At 60.7% G+C, this 18,704-nt stretch carries 20 protein-coding genes; 14 read left to right on the top strand and 6 right to left on the bottom strand.

Annotated elements, in window-relative coordinates:
* Positions 1-186 precede the first annotated feature (186 nt).
* From NF676_RS11145 to NF676_RS11125, 5 genes are all read left to right on the top strand, one after another.
* The gene (locus tag NF676_RS11145) at positions 187-1,812 is read left to right on the top strand and encodes an APC family permease (RefSeq protein WP_252887700.1); all 1,626 of its coding nucleotides are present in this window, start codon (positions 187-189) and stop codon (positions 1,810-1,812) included.
* 22 nt (positions 1,813-1,834) lie between these two features.
* The gene (locus NF676_RS11140) at positions 1,835-2,761 is read left to right on the top strand and encodes a 4-hydroxyproline epimerase (protein ID WP_252887699.1); all 927 of its coding nucleotides are present in this window, start codon (positions 1,835-1,837) and stop codon (positions 2,759-2,761) included.
* A 54-nt stretch (positions 2,762-2,815) separates the two neighbouring features.
* Positions 2,816-3,763, top strand: coding sequence for a dihydrodipicolinate synthase family protein (locus NF676_RS11135; RefSeq protein ID WP_056784739.1), 948 nt, complete (start codon positions 2,816-2,818; stop codon positions 3,761-3,763).
* Positions 3,764-3,826: 63 nt separating this feature from the next.
* Positions 3,827-5,419, top strand: a complete 1,593-nt coding sequence (locus tag NF676_RS11130; RefSeq protein ID WP_252887698.1) for an aldehyde dehydrogenase (NADP(+)) — start codon at positions 3,827-3,829, stop codon at positions 5,417-5,419.
* Complete coding sequence (locus NF676_RS11125; protein ID WP_252887697.1) at positions 5,409-6,662, top strand: NAD(P)/FAD-dependent oxidoreductase; 1,254 nt, start codon at positions 5,409-5,411, stop codon at positions 6,660-6,662. The genes NF676_RS11130 and NF676_RS11125 overlap by 11 nt, the downstream gene beginning before the upstream one ends.
* Here NF676_RS11125 and NF676_RS11120 read toward each other — a convergent pair.
* On the bottom strand, positions 6,659-6,868 hold the full coding sequence (locus NF676_RS11120) for a hypervirulence associated TUDOR domain-containing protein (protein WP_051600414.1): 210 nt from the start codon (positions 6,866-6,868) through the stop codon (positions 6,659-6,661). The two genes, NF676_RS11125 and NF676_RS11120, sit on opposite strands and share 4 nt — an antisense overlap.
* Positions 6,869-7,032: 164 nt before the next feature.
* On the opposite strand from NF676_RS11120, the gene NF676_RS11115 reads away from it, so the two are divergent.
* The 3 genes from NF676_RS11115 (at position 7,033) to NF676_RS11105 (ending at position 9,278) form a co-directional block, all read left to right on the top strand.
* Positions 7,033-7,260, top strand: coding sequence for a hypothetical protein (locus NF676_RS11115; protein WP_056784730.1), 228 nt, complete (start codon positions 7,033-7,035; stop codon positions 7,258-7,260).
* Positions 7,261-7,402: 142 nt separating this feature from the next.
* Positions 7,403-8,452, top strand: coding sequence for an NAD(P)-dependent alcohol dehydrogenase (locus tag NF676_RS11110; protein ID WP_071171871.1), 1,050 nt, complete (start codon positions 7,403-7,405; stop codon positions 8,450-8,452).
* Between the two features lie 127 nt (positions 8,453-8,579).
* Positions 8,580-9,278, top strand: a complete 699-nt coding sequence (locus NF676_RS11105) for a tRNA (adenine(22)-N(1))-methyltransferase (RefSeq protein WP_290128316.1) — start codon at positions 8,580-8,582, stop codon at positions 9,276-9,278.
* Positions 9,279-9,471: 193 nt separating this feature from the next.
* Here the strand turns inward: NF676_RS11105 and ycaC (NF676_RS11100) are convergent, their stop codons facing one another.
* Positions 9,472-10,101 carry an isochorismate family cysteine hydrolase YcaC gene (gene ycaC / locus NF676_RS11100; protein ID WP_016774235.1) on the bottom strand — a complete coding sequence of 210 codons (630 nt, stop codon included), beginning with the start codon at positions 10,099-10,101 and terminating at the stop codon, positions 9,472-9,474.
* A 287-nt stretch (positions 10,102-10,388) separates the two neighbouring features.
* Between ycaC (NF676_RS11100) and NF676_RS11095 the strand changes: the two genes are divergently transcribed.
* On the top strand, positions 10,389-11,099 hold the full coding sequence (locus NF676_RS11095; RefSeq protein ID WP_041480604.1) for an SDR family NAD(P)-dependent oxidoreductase: 711 nt from the start codon (positions 10,389-10,391) through the stop codon (positions 11,097-11,099).
* Between the two features lie 94 nt (positions 11,100-11,193).
* Positions 11,194-12,123: a LysR family transcriptional regulator gene (locus tag NF676_RS11090; RefSeq protein ID WP_041480605.1), complete on the top strand. Its 930-nt coding sequence runs from the start codon at positions 11,194-11,196 to the stop codon at positions 12,121-12,123.
* Here NF676_RS11090 and NF676_RS11085 read toward each other — a convergent pair whose 3' ends face one another.
* Complete coding sequence (locus NF676_RS11085) at positions 12,124-13,041, bottom strand: AraC family transcriptional regulator (protein WP_252883576.1); 918 nt, start codon at positions 13,039-13,041, stop codon at positions 12,124-12,126. It abuts the gene before it with no gap.
* Positions 13,042-13,214: 173 nt separating this feature from the next.
* Positions 13,215-13,979: an SDR family NAD(P)-dependent oxidoreductase gene (locus NF676_RS11080; protein WP_056784713.1), complete on the bottom strand. Its 765-nt coding sequence runs from the start codon at positions 13,977-13,979 to the stop codon at positions 13,215-13,217.
* Positions 13,980-14,237: 258 nt separating this feature from the next.
* Between NF676_RS11080 and NF676_RS11075 the strand changes: the two genes are divergently transcribed.
* A complete protein-coding gene (locus tag NF676_RS11075) occupies positions 14,238-15,119 on the top strand; it encodes a helix-turn-helix domain-containing protein (protein ID WP_252887956.1) in 882 nt (293 codons plus the stop codon).
* A gap of 127 nt (positions 15,120-15,246) precedes the next feature.
* The gene (locus NF676_RS11070; protein WP_024012510.1) at positions 15,247-15,984 is read left to right on the top strand and encodes an SDR family oxidoreductase; all 738 of its coding nucleotides are present in this window, start codon (positions 15,247-15,249) and stop codon (positions 15,982-15,984) included.
* A gap of 514 nt (positions 15,985-16,498) precedes the next feature.
* On the opposite strand, the gene NF676_RS11065 is transcribed toward NF676_RS11070, so the two are convergent.
* Both NF676_RS11065 and ycaC (NF676_RS11060) read right to left on the bottom strand, forming a co-directional pair.
* A complete protein-coding gene (locus tag NF676_RS11065; RefSeq protein ID WP_016774226.1) occupies positions 16,499-16,699 on the bottom strand; it encodes a hypothetical protein in 201 nt (66 codons plus the stop codon).
* Between the two features lie 143 nt (positions 16,700-16,842).
* A complete protein-coding gene (gene ycaC / locus NF676_RS11060; protein ID WP_016774235.1) occupies positions 16,843-17,472 on the bottom strand; it encodes an isochorismate family cysteine hydrolase YcaC in 630 nt (209 codons plus the stop codon).
* A gap of 205 nt (positions 17,473-17,677) precedes the next feature.
* Between ycaC (NF676_RS11060) and NF676_RS11055 the strand changes: the two genes are divergently transcribed.
* Both NF676_RS11055 and NF676_RS11050 read left to right on the top strand, forming a co-directional pair.
* Positions 17,678-17,941 carry a hypothetical protein gene (locus NF676_RS11055; RefSeq protein WP_217850025.1) on the top strand — a complete coding sequence of 88 codons (264 nt, stop codon included), beginning with the start codon at positions 17,678-17,680 and terminating at the stop codon, positions 17,939-17,941.
* Entirely contained in the window at positions 17,938-18,675 is a 738-nt protein-coding gene (locus NF676_RS11050; RefSeq protein ID WP_252887696.1) for a Fic/DOC family protein, read from the top strand. The genes NF676_RS11055 and NF676_RS11050 overlap by 4 nt, the downstream gene beginning before the upstream one ends.
* Positions 18,676-18,704 lie beyond the last annotated feature (29 nt).

Below are 18,704 nucleotides of genomic sequence, written 5' to 3'. Positions count from 1 at the left end.
TCACTCGCCAGCAGATTGCAGCAACGTCGCGACCCTGTCGAGGCCGCGCATTCATCGGTGCCATTGTGCTGAATTCGTCATCGATCCCGGCATAAAACATCAATCGCCGCCACTGCCGGGCGGTGCAAAGTCTGCTCGTCCCCGTGACACAACTGCCTATCCAATAACTCACAAGAAGGCGATGCCATGTCAGGCCAAGGCAAGTTCAAAAAACAGCTTTCATTGATCGACCTCACCTTTATCGGACTCGGCGCGATCTTCGGCTCCGGCTGGTTGTTCGCCGCCAGCCATGTCTCGGCGATTGCCGGGCCGGCGGGGATTTTCTCCTGGTTACTGGGCGGTTTCGCCGTGTTGCTGCTGGGTATCGTCTACTGCGAACTGGGCGCCGCATTGCCCCGTGCCGGCGGCGTGGTGCGCTACCCGGTTTATTCCCACGGTCCGCTGCTCGGCTACCTGATGGGTTTCATTACGCTGATTGCGTTTTCCAGTCTGGTGGCGATCGAAGTGGTCGCCTCGCGCCAATACGCGGCGGCATGGTTTCCCGGTCTGACCAAGGCTGGCAGTGGCGATCCGACGATCCTCGGCTGGCTGGTGCAGTTCGGCCTGCTCTGCGTGTTTTTCCTGCTCAACTACCGCAGCGTGAAGACCTTCGCCAAGGCCAACAATCTGGTCAGCGTGTTCAAATTCATCGTGCCGCTGCTGGTGATCGGCGTGCTGTTCACCTTCTTCAAACCGGAGAACTTCCAGGTTCAGGGATTTGCCCCGTTCGGCTTGTCGGGCGTCGAGATGGCGGTCTCCGCCGGCGGAATCATCTTTGCCTATCTGGGCCTGACGCCGATTATTTCCGTGGCCAGCGAAGTGAAAAATCCACAGCGCACCATTCCCATCGCGCTGATTCTCTCGGTACTGCTGTCGACCCTGATCTACGTGCTGCTGCAAATGGCCTTTCTCGGCAGCATTCCGACGGAAATGCTCGCCCACGGCTGGGCTGGCATCAGCAAGGAATTCGCCCTGCCCTATCGCGACATCGCCCTGGCGCTCGGTGTGGGCTGGCTGGCGTATCTGGTGGTCGCCGATGCGGTGATCTCGCCGAGCGGCTGCGGCAACATCTACATGAACGCCACGCCGCGAGTGATCTACGGCTGGGCGCAGACCGGCACCTTTTTCAAGGTCTTCACCCACATCGATGAAAAGTCCGGCATCCCGCGTCCGGCGCTGTGGCTGACTTTCGCCCTGTCGGTGTTCTGGACCCTGCCATTCCCGTCGTGGGAAGCGCTGATCAACGTGGTCTCCGCCGCGCTGGTGTTGAGCTATGCGGTGGCGCCGGTGTCGGTTGCGGCGTTGCGGCGCAATGCGCCGGACATGCCGCGCCCGTTTCGGGTCAGGAGCATGGGCCTGCTTGGGCCGGTGTCGTTCATCATCGCCGCGCTGATCGTCTACTGGTCGGGCTGGAACACCGTGTCGTGGCTGCTCGGCCTGCAAATCCTGATGTTTGTCATCTACCTGTTCTGCGGTCGCTTTGTGCCCACTGCGCACCTGAGTCTGGCGCGTCAGGTGCGCTCATCGGCGTGGCTGATCGCCTTCTACGCGGTGACCATCGTGCTGTCGAAACTCGGCACCTTCGGTGGCCTGGGCATCCTCGCCCATCCGTTCGACACGATCGTCGTCGCCGCTTGCGCCACCGGCATTTACTACTGGGGTGCAGCAACCGGCGTGCCTGCGCATCTGCTGCGCCTGGACGACGAGGACGAAGAAAGCGAAAGCCCTGCGCCCTCGTCCACCGTCACCGCCCGCCCTGCCGGCGCCTACTGAAATCATCCAACGGGATCTCTCCATGAAACGAGTACACGTCATTGATTCCCACACCGGCGGCGAACCGACACGGCTGGTGATGAGCGGCTTCCCCGAGTTGTCCGGCAACAGCATGGCCGAGAAACGCGATGCCTTGCGCAACCAGCATGACCAGTGGCGGCGCGCCTGTCTGCTCGAGCCACGCGGCAACGATGTGCTGGTCGGCGCGCTCTATTGCCCACCGGTATCGGCGGACGCCACTTGCGGGGTGATCTTCTTCAACAACGCCGGCTACCTGGGCATGTGCGGCCACGGCACCATTGGCCTGATCAATTCGTTGCAGCATCTGGGGAAAATCCAGCCGGGCGTGCACAAGATCGACACACCGGTGGGGCAAGTCAGCGCGACGCTGCACGACGATGGCTCGGTCACTCTGGGCAACGTGCCCGCTTACCGTTATCGCAAACAGGTACCAGTGGACGTGCCCGGTTTTGGTCGCGTAGTCGGTGATATCGCCTACGGCGGCAACTGGTTTTTTCTGGTTTCCGAGCATGGCCAGACCCTGACCATGGACAACGTCGAACACCTGACCGCGTGCACCTGGGCCATGCTCAAGGCGCTGGAAGATCAGGGCATCTTCGGCGAAGACAGTGCGGTCATCGACCACATCGAATTGTTCGCCGATGACGATCAGGCCGACAGCCGCAACTTCGTCATGTGTCCCGGCAAAGCCTACGACCGCTCACCGTGCGGCACCGGCACCAGCGCCAAACTTGCCTGCCTGGCAGCCGACGACAAGCTGCAACCGGGCGCACCGTGGATCCAGGCGAGCATCACCGGCAGCCAGTTCGAAGGCCGCTTCGAATGGGAAGGTGAACGCATTCGCCCGTTCATCACCGGCCGCGCCTACATGACCGCCGACAGCACCTTGCTGATCGACGACAGCGACCCGTTCGCGTGGGGCATCTGAGCCGCCACGCCGATTTTTTCCCTCGAATAAAACGAAATGCCAAGGAGTTAAACCATGAGCGACAACATCTTCACCGGTTGCATGCCGGCCCTGATGACCCCGTGCACCGCCCAGCGCAAACCGGACTTCGATGCGCTGGTGAGCAAGGGACGCGAGCTGATTGATATCGGCATGAGCGCCGTGGTCTATTGCGGCTCGATGGGCGACTGGCCGCTGCTGACTGAAGCCGAGCGTCAGGAAGGTGTGGCGCGCCTGGTCGCCGCCGGGGTGCCGACCATCGTCGGCACTGGTGCAGTGAATACCCGTGAAGCGGTTTCCCACGCAGCGCATGCGGCGAAAGTCGGCGCGCAAGGCTTGATGGTCATTCCGCGCGTGCTGTCCCGTGGTGCTTCGGCGACGGCGCAAAAGGCCCACTTCGCTGCCATCCTGCAAGCCGCACCGAACTTGCCGGCGGTGATTTACAACAGCCCTTACTACGGCTTCGCCACCCGCGCCGATCTGTTTTTCGAACTGCGCCGTGAATACCCGAACCTGATCGGCTTCAAGGAATTTGGTGGGGGCGCGGACCTGCGCTACGCGGCCGAGAACATCACCTCCAAGGATGACGACGTGACGCTGATGGTCGGTGTCGACACGCAAGTGGTGCACGGTTTCGTCAACTGCAACGCTACCGGCGCCATCACCGGTATCGGCAACGCCCTTCCTCGCGAAGTGCTGCAACTGGTCGCGCTGAGCAAGCAGGCCGCGCAAGGCGATGCCAAGGCCCGGCGTCAGGCACGGGAGCTGGAATCGGCATTGGCAGTGCTGTCATCGTTCGACGAAGGCTGTGATCTGGTGCTGTATTACAAGCACTTGATGGTGCTCAACGGCGACAAGGAATACACCCTGCACTTCAACGAAACCGATGCGCTGAGCGACTCGCAACGGCGCTATGCCGAGAAGCAGTATTCGCTGTTCCGTCACTGGTACGAGAACTGGTCTGCCGAACAGAACTTCGCCTGACCACCACCTGCCGCGAGTCATCACGATTCGCGGCAGGCCTCGCTCATTTCACAGGAAGACACCATGACTCTGACGGGCAACATGCTGATCGGCCAGCAAGCCGTGACCGGTAATCGTCCAGCCTTTCGCGCGATTGATCCGGCGACCAACCAGGCACTTGAACCGCAGTACGCCGGGGCATCAGCCGAACAGGTGGAACAGGCCTGCGCCCTGGCCTGGGCGGCGCAAGACGCGTATCGCGAAACCAGCCTGAGCAGCCGTGCGGCATTTCTCGAAAGTATTGCCGAGCACATCGAAAGCCTTGGCGATGAACTGATCGAACGCGCCCACGCCGAAACCGGTTTGCCGCGTGCACGCCTTCAGGGCGAACGCGGCCGCACCTGCTCGCAATTGCGCCTGTTCGCCCGTACGGTGCGCGCGGGTGAGTGGCTGGACGTGCGCGTCGACAGTGCGCAACCGCAACGCCAACCGCTGCCGCGCTCCGACCTGCGGCAACGACAGATTGCCTTGGGGCCGGTCGCGGTGTTTGGTGCGAGCAACTTTCCCCTGGCATTTTCCGTGGCCGGTGGCGACACCGCTGCGGCATTGGCGGCTGGTTGCCCGGTGATCGTCAAGGCGCACAGCGCGCATCCCGGCACCAGCGAACTGGTCGGCCGCGCAGTGGCGCAAGCGGTCAGGGCCTGCGCTCTGCCCGAAGGCGTGTTTTCCTTGTTGTTCGATTCGGGGTACGAAGTCGGCATCGCATTGGTCAGTGATTGGCGCATCAAAGCCGCTGGTTTCACCGGCTCGCGCGCTGGCGGTCTGGCCTTGATGAAAGCCGCGCAAGTGCGGCCGGAGCCGATTCCGGTGTATGCGGAAATGAGCTCGATCAACCCGGTAGTGCTGTTTCCTGCCGCGCTGGAAAATCGGACGCAGGCGTTGGCCGAAGGGTTTGTCGCGTCGCTGACACTGGGCGCCGGGCAGTTCTGCACCAACCCGGGATTGCTGATTGCCCGCAAAGGCCCGGCGCTCGACGGGTTCCTCGGCGCGATAGCGGAACTGATCCCGCGCAGCGCGGCGCAAACCATGCTCACGCCCGGCATCTTCGGCGCCTATCAAGCAGGCGCGACGGCTTTGCAAGACAATCCCCGTGCACGCGCGGTAGCGGTTGGCCAAGTCGGCGGCGGCCCGAATCAGTGTCAGACGCATGTCTTCAGCACCGATGCAGCGGATTTTCTTGCCGATCAAAGCTTGCAAGCCGAGGTGTTCGGCGCGACATCGCTGGTGGTGCAATGCAGCAGTGACGAGGAAATTCGTCAGGTCTGCGAACATCTGGAAGGTCAACTGACCGCGACCTTGCACATGGACGACGCCGACCTTGCACTGGCGCGTACGTTGCTGCCAACCCTGGAACGCAAGGCCGGGCGCTTGCTGGTCAATGGCTGGCCGACCGGCGTGGAAGTCTGCGATGCGATGGTGCATGGCGGGCCTTACCCGGCAACCTCGGATGCGCGCAGCACCTCGGTGGGCACTGCGGCGATCCTGCGTTTCCTGCGGCCGGTGTGCTATCAGGATTTCCCCGACAGCCTGCTGCCGACGGCGCTGCAACAGACCAATCCGCTAAACCTTCGGCGCTTGCTCGATGGCCAACGGGAAGCAACACACCATGGCGAATAACCCTTCGCACGACATCGCGGTGGTCGGCGCCGGGATCATCGGCGTCGCTTGCGCACTGCGTCTGGCGCGCCAGGGCCTGCGGGTGGTGGTCATCGATCAGCAGGAACCGGGCCATGGCGCTTCGTTCGGCAACGCCGGGCATCTGGCCACCGAGCAAGTCTTTCCTATCGCTGACGTGTCGATCCTCAAGCGCCTGCCGGCCATGTTGATGGACCCGATGGGGCCGCTGCGTCTGGACTGGAAGTACCTGCCGCGCGCCCTGCCGTGGTTCACCCGCTTGCTGCTGAATCTGCGGCCTGAACCTTTTCAGAAAACCGTCGCCGGCTTGCGCGCGCTCAACGAAAGCAGCCTCGACGCGTGGCAGCGCTTGCTCAGCGATATCCAGCGCACTGATCTGCTCAAGGTTGACGGCTCGTTACTGGTCTTCGAAAAACCTGAATCCCGGCAGGCCATCGAAGCCTTGCAGGCGCGACTGCATCAGCAGCAGGTGCCGGTGGACTATTGGCAGGCGGGGCCGATTCGCGAAACGGCGCCGCAGCTCAGCGAACAGATTCAGGGCGGACTGTTTTTCCCGCGAACCGGGCATTTCCTTGACCCCTATCGGGTGGTTCGTGCACTGGTCGAGGCGGCGCGCAGCAGCGGCGTGAGTTTTCTCAAACAGCAGGTTCAGGGCGGCTACGTGCAGGAAAACGGTGTCTTGTTGATGACCGGCAACGGCGGTGTGACGGCCAGCCGCGTGTTACTGGCCTGCGGTGCGCATTCGGCGAAACTCACCGCCGCTCTGACCGGCAAGCAAGTACCACTGGACACCGAACGTGGCTATCACCTGATGCTGCCGCACGAGCATGATCGCCTGCCCTTCCCTGTCACCTCGCTGGAACGCAAATTCATCATGACGCCGATGCGCGAAGGCCTGCGCCTGGCCGGCACGGTCGAATTCGCCGGGCTGGAGCGGCCGGCGAACATGGCGCGCGCCTGGCAGTTGCAGCGCCTGAGCCAAGGCCTGTTTCGCAAGGACCTGAACGCTGATGGCGCCACACCGTGGATGGGCTTTCGCCCGTCGCTGCCGGATTCGCTGCCAGTGATTGATCAGGTTTGCGCCGGCAAGGTCTTGCTTGCCTTCGGTCATCAGCATCTGGGCCTTACGCAGGCGGCGGTGACGGCGGAACTGATCGGGCAGATGGTCTCAGGCGCCGCTCTCGCGTTGCCAAATGTCGATGCCTACCGACTGGCACGTTTCTAAGCGTGCTTCAGCGCGTCGCCGTGATGCATGGCCAGGTGGCCGGTCTTGTCGCTCTTGACCTCGTATTGCGGCGCGTCTTTCGAGGCTGGCCGGTGGCGGCCCATGAACTCGGTGTCGCGGGTGTGCACCTTGACCACTTTGCCGTGGATCTCGCCGGCCTCGGAATTCCAGCGCACCGCATCGCCGACTTTGAATGAGCTGCTCATCATTGCGTCCTCGCCTCTGGCTGTTGGTTTATGGAGCGGCGCGCGTCGGAGAAATTCCGCTTTTTTGCGAGGCGACCGAAGGCAGGCAAAAAAATCGAACGGCGAAAATCGCCCGCACCTCCAATCTGCACAAGCCGTAGAAAACGGCCATGACGAGGTGTGAGATGAATAACGATCAAGGCAAGCAAGGTGACGATCCGCTCCCAACCACGCCCGACCCGCTGAGTCCGGGGCGTACCGAGGTCGATCCGATGAAGGAACGCGGCATCGACGAACTGCCCGACAACGAAGGCGAAATCCCGCTGGATGATGACAGTACCGGCCTGGATCCGGAGCGCGTACGTCAGGAAACCGATAACGCCGAGATGGACGACCAGCCCAATCCACGTTGAGCCTGAAACGGCAGCCATACGGCTGCCTTTCGGTTGCGCAATCGACAGCAGAATCAGGCAAGCATTTCACAGAAATGCACTACCTCGCGCTCCGACCCAGGCGCAACAATGGGCGTCCTACAACCCCATGGAGGATGCTCACATGCTCGTACAAGCCTACGGCGCCCACGCTGGCGACAAACCCCTTGAGCCGATGCAGATCAACCGCCGTGCCCCGGCGGCGCACGACGTACAGATCGATATCGCCTTCTGTGGCATCTGCCATTCCGACCTGCATCAGGTGCGCGCCGAATGGGCTGGCACGCAATTCCCCTGCGTGCCCGGCCATGAAATCGTCGGCCGCGTCTCGGCGGTTGGCGATCACGTCAAAAACTACAAGGTCGGCGATCTGGTCGGTGTCGGCTGCATCGTCGACAGCTGCCAGCACTGCGATGACTGCGAATCCGGTCTGGAAAATTACTGCGACGGCATGATCGGCACCTACAATTTCCCGACCCCGGACGCACCGGGCTGGACCCTCGGCGGCTATTCGCAAAACATCGTCGTGCACGAGCGCTATGTGTTGCGCATCCGTCATCCCGAGGCGCAATTGGCCGCCGTCGCGCCGCTGCTCTGCGCCGGCATTACCACCTACTCGCCGCTGCGCCACTGGAACGCTGGCCCCGGCAAGAAAGTCGGTGTGGTCGGCATCGGTGGCCTGGGCCACATGGGCATCAAACTGGCCCACGCCATGGGCGCCCATGTCGTCGCCTTCACCACCTCCGAATCCAAGCGCGAAGCGGCCAAGGCGCTGGGTGCGGACGAAGTGGTGGTGTCGCGCAATGCCGAAGAAATGGCGGCACACACCAAGAGTTTCGACTTCATCCTCAATACCGTCGCAGCGCCGCACGATCTCGACGCCTTCCTCGTCCTGCTCAAGCGCGATGGCGCGTTGACCCTGGTGGGAGCGCCCGCATCGCCGCATCCGTCGCCGAACGTGTTCAACCTGATCACCAAGCGCCGCACCATTGCCGGTTCAATGATCGGCGGCATTCCCGAGACTCAGGAAATGCTGGATTTCTGCGCCGAGCACGGCATCGTTTCCGACATCGAGTTGATCCGCGCCGACCAGATCAACGAGTCCTATGAGCGCATGCTCAAGGGCGATGTGAAATACCGCTTCGTCATCGACAACGCAACGCTCGCCGGCTAAGCGCAAGCGCCCATTGGCAGCGCAATGCTGCCGATGGTTCGGGGATTTCACCTGCACAATTGACAGCGTCAGCGTTGCTCGCCAGAGTCGCACCCCTTTTTCCACCGCTGGGTGAACGGGGTCGCCATTGAACCAACAGACATTGTCCATGCGCCTGGAGCGCGTCGCTGCCCACGTGCCGGTCGGCGCGCGGCTGGCGGATATCGGCTCGGATCACGCCTATTTGCCGGTTGCCCTGATGCGCCGAGGGCTGATTACAGCGGCGGTGGCTGGCGAGGTCGCGCGCACGCCATTTCACGCGGCGCAACGCACCGTCAATGACAGCGACCTGCACGGCCAGATCAGCGTGCGCCTGGCCGATGGTCTGACGGCAATCAAACCTGGCGACGCCATCAGCGCCATCACCCTGTGCGGCATGGGCGGCGAAACCATTCGCGATATTTTCGACAGTGGTAAAGCCCATCTCAGCGGCCACGAACGCTTGATCCTGCAACCCAACGGCGGCGAGCAAGCGCTGCGCCAGTGGTTGATGGATAACAGTTACCGGATCGTTTGCGAAGAAGTGCTGCACGAAAACCGTTTCGACTATGAAATCATCGTTGCCGAGCCAGCCATTGAACCGCTGACTTACAACGCCAGGGAACTGTTTTTCGGACCGCTGCATCTGCAGGTGCGCGGCTCGGCATTTCTGCACAAATGGCAACGCAGACTGAAGCAGCGGCAAAAGACGTTGGGGCAGTTTACGAGAGCGCAACAGACGTTGCCGGAGGACAAAATTCTTGCGCTGAAGCAAGAGATGCAGTGGATCAGTGAATTGCTCGGGTGACTGTGCCGCCGTCTTCGCGAGCAGGCTCGCTCCCACAGGAAATTGCATTTCTCCTGAGGGAACACGGTCCACTGTGGGAGCGAGCCTGCTCGCGAAAGCGGTGGGTCAAGCTACAGAGCAACCAAGTTGGCCGCAGCCGTCGGAAAAACAAAAAGCCTGCTGTTAAAAGCAGGCTTTTTCGTGGGTGGTGAACTTACTTCTGCTGCGTCAGCGCCGAGTAGCTGTTCATCAGGTTGCGGTAGTTGGGGATGCGCTGCGACAGCAGATTGCCCAAGCCTTCGATGTCGTTGCGCCAGTCGCGGTGCAGCTCACAGGCCACCGAGAACCAGTTCATCATCTGCGCGCCAGCCTGAGTCATGCGGCTCCACGCGGCTTGCTGCACGGTGGTGTTGAAGGTGCCGGACGCATCGGTGACTACGAACACATCGAAACCTTCAGCCAATGCTGACAGGGTCGGGAACGCTACGCAGACATCCGTTACCACACCGGCGATGATGATCTGCTTGCGCCCGGTGGCTTTGATCGCCTTTACGAAATCTTCATTGTCCCAAGCGTTGATCTGACCAGGACGAGCGATGTATGGCGCGTCCGGGAACATTTCTTTCAGCTCCGGTACCAGCGGGCCGTTCGGGCCTTGTTCGAAGCTGGTGGTGAGGATGGTTGGCAGGTCGAAGAACTTGGCCAGATCCGCCAGCGCCAGCACGTTGTTCTTGAACTCGTTCGGCGAGAAGTCCTGCACCAGCGAGATCAGACCGGTCTGGTGGTCAACCAGCAGCACGATAGCGTCGTCTTTGTTCAGGCGGTTGTAGGTTGGAGTGGTCATGGTGTGCGTCCCTTTTCAAGTTTGAAGTTTTGTTGTTGCGTTCAAGTTGGGTACAGATTACTGACGCACAGCAAAGGGATAAATCGGCTGAAAAGCGTTTCACCGTCCACTCAAACGGGACAAACGAAAGCTGCCTCCTACAAAAACGCGTGCAGGCCGTTCTGATTAGATACACCGAAGTACAAATGATGTACCTCAGCCCCCATTTATCAACTCGGCGCAACTTCCTAAAGTCTCCTCCAACAGCCACCCGCCATCCTGACGGGCCAGCGACAGAGGAAATCATCATGAGCACATCGAAAAAAGTAGTTGTCATCACCGGCGCCTCGCAAGGCATTGGTGCAGGTCTGGTCGAAGGCTTTCGCGCCCTTGGCCATCAAGTGGTCGCAACCTCGCGCTCGATCAAAGAGTCGAGTGACCCGGATGTCCTGACCGTTGCCGGCGACATTGCCGATCCGCAAACCGCCGAGCGCGTGATTCGCGCCGCCGTCGCCCGCTTCGGTCGCGTCGATACGCTGGTCAACAATGCCGGGATCTTTCTGGCCAAGCCGTTCACCGCTTACAGCCAGGCGGACTATGCCCAGGTCGTGGCGACCAACATGAGCGGCTTCTTCTACATCTCGCAACTGGCCATCGCCGAGATGGAAAAACACGGCAACGGCCACGTCGTCAGCGTGACCACCAGCCTGGTCGATCATGCAATCGACGGCGTGCCTTCGGTATTGGCGTCGCTGACCAAAGGTGGCATCAACGCCGCGACCAAATCCCTGGCGATCGAGTACGCCAAGCGTGGCATTCGGGTCAACGCGGTATCGCCGGGCATCATCAAAACGCCGATGCACGCCGAGGAAACCCATCAGGCGCTGGGCAGCCTGCACCCGGTCGGCCACATGGGGGAAATCGACGACATCGTGCAAGCGATCCTCTACCTCGACGGGGCGAATTTCGTCACTGGCGAGATCCTGCATGTCGACGGTGGCCAGAGCGCCGGCCATTGATCGAAACCCTGCAACGCCGCCGGTGGATACCGGCGGCGTCGTTGGTTGTGGTACACAGAGGATGAACGTCCGTCGATCCTCGGTGCGAGCCACAATGAAACGCCATTTTGAAGATTTGCAGTTAGGCAGTATCGAACTGTTCTGCCTGGCCGCCGAAGCCGGCAGCTTCACCGCCGCTGCGCAACTGGCCGGGGTCACGCCCGCTGCGGTGAGCCGGTCGATTCTGCGTCTGGAGCAACGCCTGGGTTCGCGACTGTTCGCGCGCACCACGCGCAGCATTCGCCTCACCGACGCCGGACGGAGCTTCTTCGAACAATGCAGCCAGGCGCTGACGCAACTGGTCGAAGCGCAGCAGGAAGTCATGGGCGCGCAGACATCGCCGTCGGGGCGACTGCGCATCAGCCTGCCAACCACCTACGGGCATCACCGCATCCTGCCGCTGCTGCCGAAATTTCGCGCGTTGTACCCCGAGGTCACGGTCGACGTGCACTTGGGCAATCGCAATATCGACTTCGTTGAAGAAGGCTACGACCTGGCGATACGCGTACGCGCGCAACCGGACTCGACCCTGATCGCGCGCCTGCTGGAAGACGCCGCCCTGGTGGTGGTCGCCGCCCCCGAATATCTGCATAGAGCCGGCACGCCGCAGACGCTGGACGATCTCATCGCGCATGAGTGCATCCAGTTCGAATTGCCCAGCAGCGGGCGGCGGATTTCCTGGCTGTTTCAGGAAAACGGCCGAGACCTGGAAGTGATTTCCGACGGTGGCTATTCCTGCTCCGACGATGTGCTCGGCGGTGTGACGCTGGCCAAGCACGGCGCCGGGCTGTTTCAGACTTACCGGTTCATCGTCGAGCAGGAACTCGCCGATGGCCGCCTGATTGAAGTGCTGCAGCCGTACGCCGGACGTTCGCGCCCCTACACCCTGCTCTACCCGCACGGCCGCTACGTGCCGCAGCGGGTGCGGGCGTTTGTGGATTTTCTGCTGGGGTTTCGTGAGGAATGGGCGGGACTCCCGAGGTAATCAGCCGGTCTGACGCAGGCGGCTGAGCTCCTTGGATGGCGGGCAGCCGAACTGGCGGTTGTACTCGCGACTGAACTGCGAGGCGCTTTCGTAGCCGACGCGGTAGCAGGCGCTCGAGACGTCCAGCCCTTCATTGATGATCAGCCGCCGCGCCTCTTGCAGGCGCAGCTGTTTTTGATATTGCAGCGGGCTCATGGCGGTGACGGCTTTGAAGCGGTGATGCAGCGCCGAATTGCTCAGATTGGCCACCTGCGCCAGCGCGTCGATGCGCAGTGGCTCGGTGAAGTTCTTGTTCAGCCAGTCGATGGCCCGCGTGACCCGATGGGTCTGCGAATCGCTGACGGCGATTTCATACAGCAGATGCCCGTGCTGGCCGCGCAGCAGGCGGTAATACAGCTCACGCAACACCATCGGTGCGAGCATGCCGATGTCGCGCGGGTTATCCAGCAGGCGCACCAGACGCAGCATGGTGTCGAGCAATGTCACGTCGATCTTGTCGAGAAACATCCCGCGTCCGGTTTCCTGCGGCATGCCGGTCAGCGGCGACTCGGCAATCAGTTGCGTCAGTTGCGCCGGATCGAAATCCAGCCGTACGCAAAAATACGGCGCCTCGGGCGAGGCTTCGATCACCCTTCCCGACACCGGCAACGTCACTGACACCACCAGATAATTCAGCGGGTCGTAGAGGAAGCGTTCGTCACCCAGCCCGACTTCCTTGCGCCCCTGCACGATCAGGCACAGCGCCGGGCGGTGCACGACATGGATCAGCTCGGACGGCCCATCGAGACGGATCACGTGCAGTGGCGCAATCGCGGTTTCGTAGGTGCCCGGCGCATCAAAGCGCTGGGTCAGCAAGCGCACCAGCTCGGCGCGATACACCGCCGTGTCGTGGAGGATGGAAGCGTCGTGGTTATCCATGCAAAGGGCCTCGAAAGCAGACGAAGGTGGGTCAACTGCGGAGGAAGATTAGCCAGTTTTACCCAGCGGCGACTAGATCAAAGATGCTGCAGATTTGCCTGATTCTGCGTCGGTCAGATCGGGGTAAACCATGGGCACATCTTCTTACGTGCCCATGGTTTGCCGCACTGCTATCAGCCTGCCGTTACCGTCATGCCGCCATCGGCCATGACTACCGAGCCGACCATGAAACTGGCGCGGTCGGAGGCCAGAAAGGTCACGATCTCGGCGATCTCTTCCGGCTGCGCCGCCCGACCGATTGGCGCTGCTTCGCCGTGCTGTGCGAGGAAGCCAGGGCCGTCCTCGACCACATCATTAAGGATATTGGTCACCACATCGCCGACGCCGATGGCGTTGACGCGAATGCCGTGCTCGATGACTTCCAGGGCCAGCGTACGGGTCAGTTGCGCCAGCGCACCTTTCGAGGCGGTGTAAGCGGCAATGGTCGGAAACGCAAAGTACGACGCATAGGAAGCGATATTGACGATCGCACCGGATTTGTTCGGGATCATCGCTTTCACCGCTTCGCGGCAGTGCAGGAAGGCGGCCGTGGCATTCACTGCCTGGATTTTTTCCCAATCGTCGCGGCTCATGTCGATCACGGCTTTGTTGATGATGATCCCGGCGTTGTTGACCAGAATATCCAGACGCCCGAACTGCTCGACGGCAAGGCCGACAGCACGTTCGGCGGCGCCGTCCTCGGTGATGTCCGCCACCAGCGGCACCAGATCGGGACGAGCCAGTGCTTCGACAGCCGGGTTGAGGTCTTCGGCAATCACCTTGGCGCCGCGAGCGTGCAGCATCAGCGCAATCGCCTTGCCGATGCCACTGGCCGCGCCAGTGACCAGTGCAACTTTACCGGCGACTTCTTGGGGCAGGGTGTGGTTGAAATCAGTCATGGTTGTAACTCCTCGATAGCGAATCGGTGTTGCGCCTGATGGCGCGGTCGTAAACACGGCTTCACTGTCGCGCACTGTCCGCCGCCGGGCTTTCGGGCGATTGCCGGGACTGTCGGAGTTTTGCGCTGGAATTTCTCATTCGCCCGCCCTAACCTTCAAAATCATTCGCAGCCGAAGCTTTTGATGGAGTGTCCTGTGCCCTCTGCCAGCCCTGCTACACCGACAATCAGCCAGCCCGCGCGCATCGCCGCCGAAGCCATGCCAGAGCATTTGCCCGGTGTTGCAGAAACGAAGGCACCCCAGCCGCAGATCAAGGATGCAGTGGTGCAGCTGTTCCGCCATCAAACCCTGCTTGAGCCGATCCGCGTGCCGTGCGTGGCCGAACCACTGCTGGTGCTGGTACTGGCCGGCACTGCCCGGGTCGAAGAACGTTCGTTGGGCGGAGAGTGGCAGGCGAGCCAGGTCACGGCGGGCGATTTTTTCCTGACCAACACCCGCGAACCCTACGAAATGCGCTGGCAGACCGAAGGTTGCGAGGTCTTCGAAGTCATGCACCTCTACCTCGGTCTGGGCCTGATCGAACAAGCGGCGCGCGAAGCCTTCGGCGAACAGGCCGGTGCAGTGACGTTTGTCGATGTGTCGGGTGCGCGTGACGAGCAGGTCAGCTTCATTCTTGAGCAACTGCGCATCGAACTGACCGGACAGCGCCAACCCAGTGCACTGCTGGTGCACAGCCTGGCTCAGGCGTTGGCGATCCATCTGCTGCGTCATTACCTCGACCCCGACAGCAACCCGCGCCGCGACAACGCCCTGCCCGCCTACAAACTGCGCCGGGTGATCGAAGCCATGAATGCGAATCTGGCGGAGGATTTCAGTCTCAGTCATCTGGCCGCCATCGCCGGGCTGAGCGACTACCACTTCAGCCGCACCTTCAAACGCGCCACCGGTTTATCGCCCTCGCAATACTTCATCCGCCTGCGCATGAGCCGCGCGCGTCATCTGTTGCTGGAGACCGCACGCAGCGTGATCGACATTGGCCTGGAAGTCGGCTACTCCAGCCCCAGCCACTTTTCCCAGGTGTTCCGCCGTGAAGTCGGGGTCACTCCGAGTGCCTACCGGGACGCGCCACGCGGGGCCTGAAAACCTGTCGAAAAGCGATGCAGCAGAATTGGGCAAATCCCGAGGAGGAATCGATTAATAGCCCATGAGCCGCCGCACTTAATCTTCTTCCAAGCCCACTCACGGGCACACAGAAGAGGACGACATCATGCTGAACATTCAAGACAAAGTGATCGTGATTACCGGCGCCAGCAGCGGCATCGGCGAAGCCACCGCACGCCTGCTCGCCGAACGTGGCGCCAAAGTGGTGTTGGGTGCACGGCGCACCGAGCGTCTGGCCGTGATTGCCGAAGAGATCAACGGCGCCGGTGGCCACGCGCAGTTCCGCGCACTGGACGTCACCGATCAGCAGGATGTGCAGCGCTTCGTCGATTTTGCCGTCGAGCATTACGGCCGCGTCGATGTGCTGGTCAACAACGCCGGGGTCATGCCGTTGTCACGGCTGGATGCGCTGAAGGTCGATGAGTGGAACCGCATGATCGACGTCAACATCCGTGGCGTACTCCACGGCATCGCCGCCAGCCTGCCGTTGATGCAGCGCCAGCGCGCCGGGCAGATCATCAACATCGCCTCGATCGGCGCTTACGCGGTCAGCCCTACTGCGGCGGTGTACTGCGCAACCAAATACGCCGTACGGGCGATTTCCGAAGGCTTGCGCCAGGAGGTGGGCGGGGATATCCGCGTCACCGTCATCGCACCGGGCGTGACCGAATCGGAACTGGCCGAGAGCATTTCCGATGAAGGCGGTCGCGAAGAGATGAAGTCATTCCGCAAGATCGCCATCCCCGCCGAAGCCATCGCCCGCGCGATTGCGTATGCCGTCGAACAACCGGCGGATGTCGACGTCAGCGAACTGATCGTGCGCCCGACCGCGAGCCCTTACTGAGACCAGATGAATCACAATCAACTGTAGGAGTGAGCCTGCTCGCGATAGCGGTAGACCAGTCAATGAAAATGCTGAATGTGCCGCCGCCTTCGCGAGCAGGCTCGCTCCCACCGGGGATTTGTGGCACCACCAAATCATTGGTCAACACGGAACATTGTGGGAGAGAGCCTGCTCGCGAAAGCGCTGGGTCAGTCGGCGAAGATGCTGGATGTGCCGCCGCCTTCGCGGGCAAGCCCGCTCCCACAGGGTTTTGTGGCGCAATCAAATCAATGGTCAACACGGAACATTGTGGGAGCGAGCCTGCTCGCGAATGCGCTGGGTCAGTCGGAAGATGTTGAATGTGCCGCCGTCTTCGCGAGCAGGCTCGCTCCCACCGGGGATTTAGCGCACGGATATTCCAATCCTGGGCGGTTGAAACTGGTTTTCACGATGTCGGTGACTGAACTGCATCAGGGTCCGCGGGAGAGCCTCTCACTCTAATTCCAGAGTGGGAGGCATCGATTAAATCGCTCGATCAGCGTGACGGCGGATGTTCGGTTGACACCGAGTTGGCCGCATCCACATCTGACATATCTTCCTCGACCGGTGCCTCATCGTCCGGCGGCAAAGGCACCTCGGGATTTTCCCGCTTGGGATCGTGCCCGGTCTCGTTGTCGGTGGTGCGCGTCACGGCTTGTTGCGACTGGTTGCCCGGTGCGTTTTCATCAATGTCCATGTCGTTCTCCGAGGTGTTCAGCGATAGGTACCTGAACGTGTGAAATGCCCTTGCGTGACAAGTGCCCGACAATGGACGAACGGCGTTCTGTAGAAAACGCAAAAGCCTGCTTTCGAAGCAGGCTTTCGCTTTGGATTTAACGCTTACTTCTGCTGCGTCAGCGCCGAGTAGCTGTTCATCAGATTGCGGTAGTTGGGGATGCGCTGCGACAGCAGGTTACCCAGGCCTTCAATATCGTTGCGCCAGTCGCGGTGCAGCTCACAGGCCACCGAGAACCAGTTCATCATCTGCGCGCCAGCCTGAGTCATGCGGCTCCACGCGGCTTGCTGAACAGTGGTGTTGAAGGTGCCGGACGCATCAGTCACCACAAACACATCAAAACCTTCCGCCAGCGCCGACAGGGTCGGGAACGCTACACAGACATCCGTTACGACACCGGCAATGATGATCTGCTTGCGCCCGGTGGCCTTGATTGCCTTGACGAAGTCTTCGTTGTCCCAAGCGTTGATCTGACCTGGGCGAGCGATGTACGGCGCGTCCGGGAACATCTCTTTCAACTCCGGTACCAGCGGGCCGTTCGGGCCTTGTTCGAAGCTGGTGGTGAGGATGGTTGGCAGGTCAAAGAACTTGGCCAGATCCGCCAGCGCCAGCACGTTGTTCTTGAACTCGTTCGGCGAGAAGTCCTGCACCAGCGAGATCAGACCGGTCTGGTGGTCAACCAGCAGCACGATAGCGTCGTCTTTGTTCAGGCGGTTGTAGGTTGGAGTGGTCATGGTGTGCGTCCCTTTTCAAGTTTTGAGTTTTGTTGTTGCGTTCAAGTTAGGTACAGATTACTGACGCACAGCAAAGGGATAAATCGGCTGAAAAGCGTTTCACCGTCCACTCAAACCGGACAATGGCAAACGTTGAAATGCTCGACGGTTAATCCGCCAGAACGGCGCCATGCTATGCTCCGACAGAGAAAACGAGGGGTTAACAATGAGCGAATCAGCCACTGATAGCGTCGCGAGCGAAGTTCGCAAGCTCGCGGAAAAACACAGGGTAGGCGCCGAGCGTGACGGCCTGAGTCGCATGGCGGTGACGATAACGCGGCTGGCCGGTGATGCCGTTGAACTGGACAGTGTTGAGCAACTGCTGGTCAACCTGAAGCGAAAGGGTGTCTTGAACAAGTCTGAAATCATGGCCTTACAAGGGCGTTACCTTCAGGAAAAAAGGCATTCGAAGAAGCAGCTCAGCGCATGACGTTCGATCCCTTCGGCGATTTCGAAACTGAAGGCTACCTTCGCAATTCGCTCAAGCTGAAAGACCCGGCTGAAGTAAAGGAATCGGAACATCTCTCTTTCGAAGCCAGTATCGAAGAGGCCCTTGCTCATCTGGCAAAAAAAAGATCCATCGACTATCAAGCGGTACTCAGGACTCATGAAATCCTGTTTGCCGGTTTCTACCCATGGTCAGGCAAAGACAGGAATGAGCTGGTTCCCCACCTCGCGGTTTTCAAAGGATCAAAAAACGATCCGCATCACACACCTTTCGAGCGACCTGAGCTGATCAAAAGATCCGTCGAATATGCGCTGGAGCTCGCTGCAAACAAAAAACGCTTCCACGAGCGCCCTGGCGAGGTGATGGGCCAATTGGCTTTCGCTCATCCGTTTCTGGATGGTAATGGGCGGACTATCCTGCTTGTGCACATGGAACTGTGCTACCGGGCCAAGTTTGCCATCGATTGGTCGAAGACCAACAAAGATGCGTATTTACGGGCGCTCAGCGACGAGATCCGCGATCCTTCCAGAGGCCACCTGGACGATTATCTGAAGCCTCACGTCGTAGACATCTCAAGCCGTGAGGAATGGCCCGGAGTGATTGGCGATATCAAAGGGTTGGACGGTTTGGACAAGGAAGGAATCATCTACGCGAATCTCAACAATCCCGACATTCAGCAGCTGTATAAAACCTACAGAACGCAGCCAATAAAGTGACTAACGAGGCCTGCTGTTAAAGCAGGCTT

The sequence above is a fragment of the Pseudomonas siliginis genome, from assembly GCF_024072275.1.
In the GTDB taxonomy this organism is placed as follows: domain Bacteria; phylum Pseudomonadota; class Gammaproteobacteria; order Pseudomonadales; family Pseudomonadaceae; genus Aquipseudomonas; species Aquipseudomonas siliginis.
The sequence above is the reverse complement of the archived record's forward strand: the minus strand, read 5'-3'. Positions and strand labels throughout refer to the sequence as shown.